Genomic DNA, 12,048 nt, shown 5'->3' on the forward strand with positions numbered 1-12,048 from the left:
AGTGCGCTACCAAGCTGCGCCACACACCGACCGAGGTTGTGCATTATATTGATTACTTGAAAAAAATCCACCGTTTTTACGGAAATATTAAAGTAGTCAGAGCGATTGAATATAAATCGCTCAGCATCAAAAATAAACAAATACAAGGCCTTATCTTTTTAACTCCATTTTCATCGATTGTTTTATGCATGTTATGTCGTGGCTACTGTGTATTTCTCTCCTCATTTATTATAGCTATCTGAAGTTCAACGCGTTTCAGCTCCCGTAAAATTGAAAGGCGATTAAGCTCTAAAAAGAAATAAATACGGGCAATCGCAAAGACGAGCACAGATACGATTATGGCCACAGACCATTCTATTTTTTCTCCAAGAGGCTCAACTTGTAATAGTTGAGCAGTTGCGTAAATTGCGAAGCCTGCTAACAATAACTGCATCACCACTACAAAAATAAAAGTCAGTTTAAATTTTCCATGAAAGCTTTCTTTTATCAGATCCAGCGCGTTTGCATCCTGCTCATTCAAGCTAGATTGTTTGAGCTCGTCATCTTTAAGCGTCTGTAGTATTTTCTTGTTTATATCGCTCATCGTTCTCTCCTCACAGTAAGCGTTGCTTACCATTTTCATAAGTTATTTAAATTGCTGTAACAACATAATCACTATTAAAAGTAATAAAATAATGAATTCAATTAGTTGCATCATCGTTTTTCTCCACATGCCGTTTGAGCATCTGTCTTGCTTCATACATTCTGGATTTTACTGTGCCTTCTCGAACATTAATAAGCTCGGCAATTTCTTTCACAGAAAACCCCTCCAGATAATAAAGATGAACCACTTTATAAAGCTTTGCTGGTAATGCAGATAAGGCTGCATCAAGTTCATCAAGAGGTGGCGTTTCATCGATTTTATTATATGGCTGGTCTTCGACTGTATTTTCCTGCGTCAAAGCGTCGATAACGACTCTTTGCTTTTGATGCTGACTAATAAGATCGGCACATTTAAAATGTAAAATTCGATAAATCCACTTAGGAAAAGCTTGCGGATCATCCAGCTTCTTAATGGACTTGCAAAGCGCCTCCATGCTATGTTGCACCGCATCCTGCGCACGTGTTTCATCTCGCAGGGTATATCGCGCATATCGCATGAGCTTTGGATACCAAAGTGTGATAAGACGGTCAAAGGCGTCTTTTTCGCCCAACTGGCAACTGATCACCAAGTACTCACTTAATATTTGTTCGGCATTTCGTTTCATAAATATAAGGTCACTACTAGGCTTAAATCGGTTCGATTTATTTTTATACATTTACTCGATGCATATGGTCGTGATGATCATAAGGCTTTTTAATCGTTCTCAATTCGTTGTAACTTGAAATGAAGCGCCACAATGCATACATAGTTGTAATTCAAAGGTGTTGAGTTTCCCATGCTTCCTGTATTTGTTCTTTGTATCATAGCGGCCGTTATTATTGGCCTGATTGCTGGTAAACCCTTTTGGCAGCGCCGCAAACGCGCTCAGATCACAAGCAAAGCCTTTCCAAAGGCCTGGCGCTCAATTATTCAAAAAAGAGTGCCCTACTTTCGAAAAATGCCGAGCGATTTGCAACTGCAGCTTAAAAAACACATACAGGTGTTCTTGGCTGAAAAAAAGTTTATTGGGTGTAATGGCGTGGTCATAAACGATGACATTCGCGTTACCATTGCGGCTCAAGCTTGTTTGTTGTTGTTAAATCGAAAAACAGACTTTTATCCCAAGCTTAAGCGCATTCTTGTTTACCCGCGCGCATTTGTAAAATCGCATCAAAGCGCGAACCCAGATGGGGTGCATTTTTTTCAAAATAGCATCCTGGCAGGAGAATCCTGGGAACAAGGTACGGTGGTTTTATCCTGGCAGGATACGATAAGCGGAGCACATTTGCCCGACGATGGGCACAACGTCGTCATTCATGAGTTTGCCCATCAACTTGACCAGGAGAACGGCTCAGCCAACGGTGCTCCCCGTTTAGCGCGAAACCAAAGTTTACGCAAGTGGGCCGATGTCTTGTCGGAAGAATTTGCCATACTTAATACACAAATGGCTAATGGTGAACCCTCTATTTTCGATTACTACGGTGCAAGCAATCCAGCTGAATTTTTCGCAGTGGCCAGCGAGGTATTTTTTGAAAAACCTCATGACTTAAAGCGTTTTCATCCAAAACTTTATGAACAACTGTCAGCTTATTATATGGTGAATCCGGTTATTTGGTAGTGAGGAAAATTCGAGTTATGCACATTGGCGTGCTTCAAGTTGACGATCAAAAAGCACAAGTGTTCCTACAAGTTGCTCGCTTACATCGTAGATTTCTTCTTCAATTTCTTTCACGAGATGCTCGATCCGCGCTTTATTAACATTGTGTTGAGCAAGTTCTTCTAAGGCGTCATCTAACAAATGGGCCAACATATACGCGTATATATTTTGAGCGTCTATATGCAGTTTCACGCAAAGCGCACTCAATCCATCAAGGTTTTCTTTACTTAAAAGCGTTCGTAAATTTTGAACATGCGTTGCCGATTGCAGGCAAAAATGTGAAAGCTCATTTTTTAAATTGTCAATTTGATTTGGCTGAGTCATCTTATACCTCAAGAAGTCAGAAACGACGCGCAATGTATCAAAGGCTATCGACACATCAAAGCTTAATGTGAGCTGATAAATAGATACAGATCAATACAAGATGAAAAGTTCGCGCTATTTGTCTAATAAGTGTTCAACGAAGCGACTAGGCCAACACTTGAGTGTATACAATATAAACACTCACAGCAGATAGGGCCACGCCAAAAATAGACATCAGGCCGTCTTCAGTGCTCAAGCCTAAACCTAAAAGCACTATTGCACCGGCTGGAATAGCTGCTGCAAAGGGGACAATTTCAAGCGGTATCATTAAAAGTGCTGTAATACTTGCCAGCGCAGCGATAAGGCGCTTTCCAATTTCATTGGTCAAAAAACTCAGGCGCGGTTTAAACACTTTATCAATACGCTTAGTGTAAGGTTCAAATCGTTCCACGCTCTGTTTTAACGTATCTCTTTGTATCTCAATTTCTTTGAGTTTTTTTGGAAGCCATGGATGTTGTTGACCAAACATTAGCTGAACAGTAATTAAAATGATGCTTAAGGCGCACAGGGTAGGAACGGATGGAATAGCGCCAGTCGGCAACAAGGCAATTAGCGCAGGTGCAATGAGCAATGGGCCAAAGCCTCTGCTTTCTAACTGCGCAACCACATCATTTAAAGTGGTTGTCTCACCTTTAGTATCATTGGCCATTTTCTTGAGTACTTGCGTAAGTTTCACTGGCGTCGTTTCTCTTTTAATGGTCTGGTAAAGCGGGATAAGGGAGTAAGCTTAGCACAAAGTCTAATTTTCGCTTGAGTCGCGCTATTTCTCAACGCGCTATTTTTTAAACGTTAAACCTCAACAAAAACGCAACGCGCCATGCTGATTAATTAGCATGTTAATCTAAAGCGCAATGCTTACTTTAAAAGAGCCAAGCATTTTCGGGCTTGAGTAACTACCGAATTGATGCGTACAATTTAAATACGCTTTCCTTTTTAATTGTCTTTTTGGTCAATACTGATTTAAGGTTCTAAGGTGACAGAGCTCATTTTCTCCTACTTGCCAGTTATTTTACTGATCATTTTGATGACCAAGCGCAATAACATGCCTTCTTATCAGGCATTACCACTTTGTGCATTCATTGTTTATTTGCTCCTGATAGCTGTTTTTCAATTCGAGCTTAATTTGATACACGCCAAGCTTATTAGTGGCGCGCTCACTGCATTAACGCCAATAAGTATTATTGCCGGCGCAATTTTTTTGTTCCGCTGTATGGAAATAACTGGCGCACTCGACACAATCAAAGCTTGGTTGAATACGATCAGCAGTCATCCTGTTGCACAGCTAATGATCATAGGATGGGCTTTTGCATTTTTGATTGAAGGCGTGAGCGGATTTGGAACTCCCGCAGCGATTGCCGCGCCGATATTGTTCAGTTTGGGATTTCCGGCGCTAAAAGTTGCGATATTTTGTTTGATCATGAATACCATTCCCGTCACCTTCGGTGCTGTCGGCACGCCGATGTGGTTTGGATTGTCACTGGTTCCCATCAGCCAAGAAACTCTATCTGGCATCGCGTTCTCTTCTGCTTTGTTAAATACTTTTGCGGCTCCTTTTGTTGTCATCGCAGGACTCATGTTTGTGGTAGACAGTTATAAAACCATCATCAAAAATTTACTTTTTATTCTGCTTTCGGTTTTCTCCTGTACCTTGCCATTTTTGCTGATTAGCTATTACAGTCTGGAATTCCCCTCACTTATCGGCGGCTTACTCGGCCTTATATTAACTGTCGTGTTTGCAAAATTCTCAATCGGTCTTGAAAAGCCCGACGAGGAGCAAACTCCATCTGGCCTTGCTCGAGTCAGCATTGGCCAACTGACCAAGGCTAGCTTCCCAATCTGGGGGACGGTACTTCTATTGTCTTTAACAAGGATTGATGCCATAGGCTTAAAAGCTTTGCTTCAGTTAACGGAACCGTCGCTGATCATCGAACTGGGTGTGCTCGGTGAGTTCGCTATCAGCGCCTCTTTGGTATTGTCTTTAAGCAATATTTTTAATACCGGCGAGGTATGGTCTCATAGCCTGTTGTATGTCCCATCTATACTTCCGTTCTTTTTGATAGGGTACTTGACCATGCAATGGTTTCAGCCTGAAAAACTAAAAGTAGCACTTATCGACACCAGTAACAAAATGCTGATGCCTTCTGTAGCGCTAGTTGGAGCGCTAATATTTGTTAATTTAATGATGGCAGGAGGTCTGTCGTCCCCAGTCAATAAAATCGGATTAAACCTTGCTGATCTCAGTCAACAACATTGGGGAATGCTTGCTTCGTTTTTAGGGGCATTGGGTTCATTTTTTTCCGGTTCTGCCACTATATCAAACTTAAGCTTTGGCACCATTCAATTCAGTATTGCTGAGCAGCTTTCTTTAAATACCAACAAAATATTGGCACTGCAATCAGTGGGAGCGGCCATGGGAAACATGGTTTGTATTAATAATATTGTGGCAGTAAGTGCCATTCTTGGGCTTAAAAATATGGACGGTGAAATACTCAAACGCACCGCCATCGTTGTATTGCTCTACGGCATTCTCGTGGGGGTCGCCGCAAATGTTTTACTGACTTAGCGCTTAAGATGCAGCAGTGGCATGCCTAAGCTGATTATCACCGTTCTCAATACAAAAAAATGCTTGTACAAACTTTTAAAAGCGCGTAAAAAGCAGAAAATTTTTTAAGATACTATTCTGACAGTGAAATCCCTAACCGAGACCGCATGTCCCTTGGACTTACAGCAAGCTTCTGAAGCCGCTTTTTTACAAGCCAAGACGCAAAAAATATCAGCAAGTTTATCGTCTGAATCAACGGTACTGGATTCAAGTGTCAGTGCGAGCGCTAATCAGAACATTTATCCTGCTGTTGCCAGCCCAATATCTATTGAAGACGAACAGATATTTGAACAAATAGCCTTGGACTTATTAAGCAAAGGTTATTGTGTTTTACCAAAAGCGCTCCCTCTTGAAATTTGTGACGCCCTGCATTTTCACATGGTTAATATGCCGGAGTATAAATTCACTGAAGCCAGTATTGGCCGTAAATTGGATAACCAGCAAAACGCCAAAATCCGAAACGATGAGATTGCCTGGATCAACGGTGAAAGTCCTGCCGGTCAAAAATGGCTGCAATGGACGCATGCTTTGCAAATGTATTTGAATAGGCGCTTGTTTTTAGGCTTATTTTCTTTTGAAAGTCATTTTGCGCATTATGCACCCGGTCATTTTTACAAACGCCACTTTGATGCCTTTAAAGGTGAAACCAATCGTATTTTATCCTTGGTGACTTATCTCAACCCCAGCTGGGAAGCGCAAATGGGCGGCGAGCTGCAAATTTATGAAAATACAGGCGATGAAAGTGGTTTGAAAGTGCTGCCAGAATACGGCACCCTGTGCGTTTTTCTGTCTGAAGAATTTGAACATGAAGTTAAACCTGCAACGGCGCATCGATACTCTATTGCAGGCTGGTTTAGAGTAAACACGAGTACGGCCGAAAAAGTCGACCCACCGGCCTAAAGCTTATGCGCTTTGGAAAGACGACGTCGAGTTAGTCGTCTTCGCCATCTCCACTAATTCGACTCGCAATCGCACCATCTTGATTGCGATACTTTGCATCAAGCCTCGCATTGTATGGTTTAGCTGCAGAGCCTGAGAGCATTTCAAAACTGATTGCGCCAATTTTCATGCCCGGTTTTAAGGCAAGCGGAAGCTTCCCTGAATTAAAAAACTCCAATACAATATTTCCTGACCAGCCCGGGTCAATTCGATGTGCCGTAACATGAACCATCAGCCCCAAGCGTGCTAACGACGAGCGTCCGTCTAGCCAACCAACAATGTTATCGGGCAAACTTACCGACTCAAGGGTAACGGCAATGGCTAATTCACCCGGATGCAAAAAGAAGGATTCCTCTTCAGCAATTTCAATCTCATCAGACATCACCCGATCAAGTGCAGCTTGCACCTCGGCTTTTGGTCCGCTCAAATCGATAAAGGGAGCTGCGTGATCCTGAAAGACACGAAACTTGTTACCCAAGCGAATATCAACCGTAACGCCACTTATTTGTTCATGAAGGGGGGCTGGATGAATGGCGATTTTTCCATCGTTCAAATATTGGATAATGTCCGTGTCACATAAACGCATAGTTGACCCTAAACCTCATAAATAAGTGCTTGTGAAAATGCTAAATAAGAAAGTGCTCAGGTAACGCTTTGAGCCTTACATAAAATCTGCGCTGATTATGCGCAGACTTTACCTGGGGTGCAAGCCTGTTAGTCGAGTTTTGTAATATCAATGGCATTCGCTGCATATTTTGCCTGGCTTGAGACCTCAAGGGATAAAAGCATCTGCCAGGAAAGCTTAACTGCAGCATTTAAATAAACTTGCGTGATTGCATGGTTCGGATGTTCAGAAATCAAGGATTTACCGCTGTCTGCACACTCACGAACAATCATGTTGAGCGGCACTTGTGCTAGCAGAGGCAAATGGTATTTTTGCGCCAGTCTGTGTGCACCGTGTTCTGAAAAGATGGGGGTTTTGTGTTGGCAATTAGGACATTCAAAATAACTCATGTTTTCAATAAGACCTAAAACCGGAACATCGAGTTTATTAAACATCGCAATACCTTTTTGTGCATCAGACAGCGCGATATCCTGAGGCGTGGTGACGACAATAGCGCCAGTAAGCGGCAATTGCTGAGCCATGGTAAGCTGAATATCACCCGTGCCCGGAGGCATATCAACAATAAGGTAATCCAATAAAGGCCAACGCGTTTCCTTAGCCAGTTGGGTAAGCGCTTTACTTGCCATCGGTCCGCGCCAAATAGACGCATGCTCATTATTAACTAAGTAACCGATAGATATCGACGCAAGCCCGTGCGCCATGATTGCTTGCATATGCTTATTGTCTTGACTTTCTGGCGATGCATTTTCGGTCCCTAGCATGATAGGAACGGACGGGCCATAAATATCTGCATCCAAAATCCCTACTCTCGCCCCTTGTGCAGAAAGTGCAAGCGCAAGATTTACGGCGCTTGCCGATTTTCCTACTCCGCCTTTTCCGGAAGATACCGCAATAACATTTTTCACATTGGCAAGATGCGGCTGCTTGGCTGAAAAAATCGGGACGTTATACTGAATGCTTATATTCGTTTGCGCTAATTCCGAGATATTTGACTTCAACGCTTCTATTAAGGCCTGATTTTGTAATTCGCATACAAAACCAAGCTTTAGTGCAATTGCACTATCGTTCAAGCGCTCGATTGAAACTAAGCTCGTCTGCTGGGCACTCATTTCACTTTTGTCTGCAAAAAATTTCTGTAATACCAGTAGTACTTTAGTTTGCAGTGAGCGTTCAACTGATGCTTTACTTGATGGATCAGTATCGCTGTTTTTTGCTTTATCTTTATTGCGTTTAAAAAACATAAGTTCTCTTAGAGCCTGTTAAATTTAAGTCCCAGTAACATCGAGCGCTTTGCAAAATAGCCCTTTTGGGCTAACATCTGCGCCCAACTACTATAATCTAAAGTGAAAGGTATCGCATTACATGTCATCTCGAAAGCGCCGAATTTTAACCACCAGTGCTCTACCCTATGCAAATGGGTCGATTCACCTCGGGCATTTATTGGAGCATATTCAAACCGATATCTGGGTTCGGTTTCAGCGTTTACGAGGCCACACCTGCTTTAGCGTATGTGCAGATGATGCTCACGGCACACCTGTCATGCTCAAAGCGCAAGAGCTTGGCATAACGCCAGAAGAAATGGTGGCGCAAACCAGACAAGAGCATCATCAGGACTTACTGGATTTTTATGTCAATTACGACAATTACTACGTTACCCACTCTCCTGAAAACAAAGCGTTGTGCGAATTAATCTACAAGCGCTTAGATGAGAATGGCTACATTTCAAAACGGTCGATAAATCAATTGTTTGATCCGGAAAAACAAATGTTTTTACCAGATCGTTTTGTGAAAGGAACCTGTCCTAAATGCGGTGCAGAAGACCAAAACGGCGATAGCTGTGATGTTTGCGGCGCAACATACTCTCCAACGGAGCTTAAAAACCCCAAATCTGTGGTGTCAGGCGCAGAGCCTATCATGAAAGAATCGGAGCATTACTTTTTTGACCTGCCACAATTTGAAAGCATGCTCAAAGAGTGGATAAACACAGGCGCTATTCAAAAAGAAATGGCGAATAAATTTAACGAGTGGTTTGAACAAGGGCTCCAGCAATGGGATATTAGTCGAGATGCGCCGTATTTTGGTTTTGAAATACCGGGCGCGCCAAATAAATTCTTTTATGTATGGGTTGACGCGCCTGTTGGCTACATGGCAAGTTTTAAGAACTACTGCGATGCCAATGGGCTTGACCATGAATTGTATTGGCAAACAGGAAATGACACAGAGCTATATCACTTTATTGGTAAAGATATTAGTTATTTTCACTGCCTGTTTTGGCCTGCCATGCTTGAGGGAGCCGGGTTTCGAAAGCCGACAAAAGTCAACATTCACGGCTTTGTTACCGTAAATGGTGCGAAAATGTCAAAATCACGCGGAACCTTCATAAAAGCGCGAACCTATTTACAACATTTAAACCCCGAGTATCTGCGCTATTACTACGCCAGCAAGCTCAATGATAGTGTGACGGATATTGATTTAAACCTGCCCGATTTAGCACAGAAAGTGAATGCTGATCTGGTTGGAAAAGTTGTAAATATTGCGTCACGTTGTGCAGGATTTATCACAAAAAAGTTTGATGGCAAACTTTCCAACAATATTGAAGATAAAGCCTTAATTAAGCAATTCCAAGAAGCAGAAGATGACATCGCCTGGTATTTTGAATCTCGTCAATATAATAAAGCAATACGCGATATTATGGCTCTGGCAGATAAAGCCAATCAATATATCGATGCGGCAGCGCCATGGGTGACGATTAAAGATGAAAGCAAGCAGCAATATACCCACGATGTTTGTTCAATGGGCATTCACTTATTTAGAATACTCATGATTTATTTAACGCCTGTGCTACCCAAATTATCAGAACAAGCTCAGGCCTTTTTGAACGACGAGTTTAGCTGGGATGCCGCAAAAGACCTCAAGCTAGGACACGAAATTAACAAATTTAAAGCCATGATGTCTCGAGTTGAAATCGATAAGATTGATGCGATGATTGAAGCAAGCAAGGAAAATCTGAAAGAAACAAAAAGCCAGGTGGCAAATGTAGCGTCAGACAAAGGGCAGCTGGCTGAAGACCCAATCAGCGACACAATAAGTTTTGAAGATTTTGCCAAAGTCGATTTGCGCGTCGTAAAGATCGTCAATGCCGAAGCGGTCGAAAAAGCGGATAAATTAATTCGCCTGGAATTGGATTTAGGCGGCGAAACCCGTCAGGTATTTGCTGGCATTAAATCAGCTTACGACCCGTCCACACTTATTGGAAAGCACACAGTGATGGTTGCCAACCTTGCGCCGCGAAAAATGCGATTTGGGGTATCAGAGGGGATGGTGCTCGCAGCAGGGCCAGGTGGAAGTGATTTGTACATATTAAATCCGGATGATGGCGCACAGCCGGGAATGCGGGTTAAGTAACTATAGTCATATCTCAAACTCATCCTCGCCAAGATATCGCCAGATTGGACATCAATATGTTACAGATCAGGCTTATCCTGCGTTTGAGTGCGATAAAACGAGCGAATACTTGCCCCTGCCGCACTTGAGCTGAACTTGGGATTAAGTTTCCATTTGGGTTTAATGGGCGACAGCGGGACTTCGCGCTTTCTCGCGACAATGACGTACATCCCTGAAAACCAAGGTAAATAGCGCTTACACCATTTTTGAATACGGCTTCGCTGATTTAGTCGCTTTCGCATAAATAATGCCGAATATACTACCTGCTCCTGCTGTATAATTTCAAAGTCCAATAACTGCAACCAATCTTTGATACGCGCAGCAGTAAAAAATCGCCCTTCATGAAGCAGGTTGTTGCGATTTATGGGTAAATACTTCATAACGCCAGCAAGGCTAAAAGGATTGAAGCCCGCAATAATGACATGACCATTCGCCGTTATCGCTCTGTCTATTTCACGGATTATCTGATGAGGATCTTGCGCAAAATCGAGCTCCGCTGCCAACAAAAAAGCATCTACGCTATTATTTTGTAGCGGCAACTTACAAGATTCAGATTTAACATTGGCTTGTTCTATGATGGTTTGAGCAAAACAAAACTGATCTCTGATAGGGCACGCTTTTGTGTTAATTTGTGAACTTAAATTACCAAGCTTAACAAAGTAGTAACCAAATACTCGCTCTAAAATGGGTTTAAGTGCAACTTCAAGCTCTCGTTTCACATTCGCGCCCTGGCTTAAGGCCAGCCATTTTTCGGGATATTTAGGGCGAGTGTGGCTACGCGCTTCACGCATTAACAACTTAAGCTCCTAAGGTTGATACTCAATATGACTTATCTTAAACGATATGCACTTGCATGAGTGAGGAATAATCCCTAAAGTTATCGCAACTAAACGAAAGGTCAACACATTTCGCGAGGCAAAAATGAGCTCAGCACTACATATTACCGCTATCAAGGCCTTTACTGACAACTATATCTGGTGTATTCACAATGATACACACGCGGCGGTTGTTGACCCAGGTAATGCCGCGCCCGTGTTGCAATTTCTTAAAAATAATTCGCTTGTATTGAGTGACATTTTAATAACGCATCATCACTATGATCACACTGGTGGTGTGTTGGATTTAAAAGATGCGTGTCAATCGGTACATGTCCTTGGTCCAGTGAACGATAAAATTCTTGGCGTAAACACACGCTTGGTAGAAGGCGATAAGATAAGCATTTTAAATGACTTAGTCAGTTTTGAAGTGCTTGAGACCCCTGGTCACACGCTCGATCACATTGCCTTTTTCAACGGACAATGGCTTTTTTGCGGTGACACACTTTTTTCAGCTGGCTGTGGACGCATGTTTGAAGGCACGCCTGATGTGTTTTTAGCTTCTTTGGACAAATTGTCTGCCTTACCCGGTCATTTAAAGGTGTATTGCACCCACGAATATACGCTAGCTAATCTTAAATTCGCTCGTTTTTTGCTACCGCACGATAAGGCGCTGGCCGAGTATGAAACTTGGGCGAAGGCTGAAAGAGCTGAAAATAGGATAACGCTGCCCTCCACTATTGAACAACAGCGCGAAATTAATCCTTTTTTACAGTGTCATAAAAGGTCATTTCAAGCGAGTGTGGCAGAAAAATTGCAAAGCCAAAGAATACAGATAACATTGCAAAATGAGAATGCGATAAGCACCTTTGCGGCAATACGCGCCGCTAAAGACAATTTTGCTTAACGAATGTCTGAGTATTACGTATGATTGCCTGCCACTATGCCGACATTGTTGAGGCAAAACGTTTGAGCACATCG

12 protein-coding genes are annotated in these 12,048 nt (G+C 42.5%); 5 read left to right on the forward strand and 7 right to left on the reverse strand.

Features of this window, described 5'->3' with window-relative positions; all coding sequences use genetic code 11:
• Positions 1 to 202: 202 nt before the first annotated feature.
• Both D6V41_RS12635 and D6V41_RS12640 read right to left on the reverse strand, forming a co-directional pair.
• Positions 203 to 583: a DUF6768 family protein gene (locus tag D6V41_RS12635; protein ID WP_136251902.1), complete on the reverse strand. Its 381-nt coding sequence runs from the start codon at positions 581 to 583 to the stop codon at positions 203 to 205.
• A 97-nt stretch (positions 584 to 680) separates the two neighbouring features.
• Entirely contained in the window at positions 681 to 1,247 is a 567-nt protein-coding gene (locus D6V41_RS12640) for an RNA polymerase sigma factor (RefSeq protein WP_136251903.1), read from the reverse strand.
• Between the two features lie 171 nt (positions 1,248 to 1,418).
• On the opposite strand from D6V41_RS12640, the gene D6V41_RS12645 reads away from it, so the two are divergent.
• Entirely contained in the window at positions 1,419 to 2,240 is an 822-nt protein-coding gene (locus D6V41_RS12645; RefSeq protein ID WP_136251904.1) for a M90 family metallopeptidase, read from the forward strand.
• 15 nt (positions 2,241 to 2,255) lie between these two features.
• Here the strand turns inward: D6V41_RS12645 and D6V41_RS12650 are convergent, their stop codons facing one another.
• Entirely contained in the window at positions 2,256 to 2,603 is a 348-nt protein-coding gene (locus tag D6V41_RS12650) for a hypothetical protein (protein WP_136251905.1), read from the reverse strand.
• Between the two features lie 145 nt (positions 2,604 to 2,748).
• A complete protein-coding gene (locus D6V41_RS12655) occupies positions 2,749 to 3,318 on the reverse strand; it encodes an exopolysaccharide biosynthesis protein (protein WP_241664540.1) in 570 nt (189 codons plus the stop codon).
• A 297-nt stretch (positions 3,319 to 3,615) separates the two neighbouring features.
• Here D6V41_RS12655 and D6V41_RS12660 point away from each other — a divergent pair, with 297 nt between their 5' ends.
• On the forward strand, positions 3,616 to 5,205 hold the full coding sequence (locus D6V41_RS12660; RefSeq protein ID WP_136251906.1) for an L-lactate permease: 1,590 nt from the start codon (positions 3,616 to 3,618) through the stop codon (positions 5,203 to 5,205).
• Positions 5,206 to 5,328: 123 nt separating this feature from the next.
• Positions 5,329 to 6,144: a 2OG-Fe(II) oxygenase gene (locus D6V41_RS12665; RefSeq protein WP_338324266.1), complete on the forward strand. Its 816-nt coding sequence runs from the start codon at positions 5,329 to 5,331 to the stop codon at positions 6,142 to 6,144.
• 31 nt (positions 6,145 to 6,175) lie between these two features.
• Here D6V41_RS12665 and dcd read toward each other — a convergent pair whose 3' ends face one another.
• Both dcd and apbC read right to left on the reverse strand, forming a co-directional pair.
• The gene (gene dcd / locus D6V41_RS12670; RefSeq protein WP_136251907.1) at positions 6,176 to 6,769 is read right to left on the reverse strand and encodes a dCTP deaminase; all 594 of its coding nucleotides are present in this window, start codon (positions 6,767 to 6,769) and stop codon (positions 6,176 to 6,178) included.
• 128 nt (positions 6,770 to 6,897) lie between these two features.
• Positions 6,898 to 8,049 (reverse strand): iron-sulfur cluster carrier protein ApbC, encoded by a 1,152-nt coding sequence (apbC, locus tag D6V41_RS12675; protein WP_136251908.1) that lies wholly within the window; start codon positions 8,047 to 8,049, stop codon positions 6,898 to 6,900.
• Positions 8,050 to 8,170: 121 nt separating this feature from the next.
• Here apbC and metG point away from each other — a divergent pair, with 121 nt between their 5' ends.
• Entirely contained in the window at positions 8,171 to 10,213 is a 2,043-nt protein-coding gene (gene metG, locus D6V41_RS12680; RefSeq protein WP_136251909.1) for a methionine--tRNA ligase, read from the forward strand.
• 59 nt (positions 10,214 to 10,272) lie between these two features.
• Here the strand turns inward: metG and D6V41_RS12685 are convergent, their stop codons facing one another.
• On the reverse strand, positions 10,273 to 11,043 hold the full coding sequence (locus D6V41_RS12685) for a methyltransferase domain-containing protein (RefSeq protein ID WP_136251910.1): 771 nt from the start codon (positions 11,041 to 11,043) through the stop codon (positions 10,273 to 10,275).
• A gap of 130 nt (positions 11,044 to 11,173) precedes the next feature.
• Between D6V41_RS12685 and gloB the strand changes: the two genes are divergently transcribed.
• Complete coding sequence (gene gloB / locus D6V41_RS12690) at positions 11,174 to 11,974, forward strand: hydroxyacylglutathione hydrolase (RefSeq protein ID WP_136251911.1); 801 nt, start codon at positions 11,174 to 11,176, stop codon at positions 11,972 to 11,974.
• Positions 11,975 to 12,048: the final 74 nt, after the last annotated feature.

The organism is Ningiella ruwaisensis (assembly GCF_004798935.1).
Taxonomy (GTDB): domain Bacteria; phylum Pseudomonadota; class Gammaproteobacteria; order Enterobacterales; family Alteromonadaceae; genus Glaciecola; species Glaciecola ruwaisensis.

Coding starts and splice junctions, on each gene's coding strand:
- gloB (WP_136251911.1), top strand. CDS start 11,174: ATGAGCTCAGCACTACATATTACCGCTATCAAGGCCTTTACTGACAAC.
- D6V41_RS12685 (WP_136251910.1), bottom strand. CDS start 11,043: ATGCGTGAAGCGCGTAGCCACACTCGCCCTAAATATCCCGAAAAATGG.
- apbC (WP_136251908.1), bottom strand. CDS start 8,049: ATGTTTTTTAAACGCAATAAAGATAAAGCAAAAAACAGCGATACTGAT.
- dcd (WP_136251907.1), bottom strand. CDS start 6,769: ATGCGTTTATGTGACACGGACATTATCCAATATTTGAACGATGGAAAA.
- D6V41_RS12650 (WP_136251905.1), bottom strand. CDS start 2,603: ATGACTCAGCCAAATCAAATTGACAATTTAAAAAATGAGCTTTCACAT.
- D6V41_RS12640 (WP_136251903.1), bottom strand. CDS start 1,247: ATGAAACGAAATGCCGAACAAATATTAAGTGAGTACTTGGTGATCAGT.
- D6V41_RS12635 (WP_136251902.1), bottom strand. CDS start 583: ATGAGCGATATAAACAAGAAAATACTACAGACGCTTAAAGATGACGAG.
- D6V41_RS12645 (WP_136251904.1), top strand. CDS start 1,419: ATGCTTCCTGTATTTGTTCTTTGTATCATAGCGGCCGTTATTATTGGC.
- metG (WP_136251909.1), top strand. CDS start 8,171: ATGTCATCTCGAAAGCGCCGAATTTTAACCACCAGTGCTCTACCCTAT.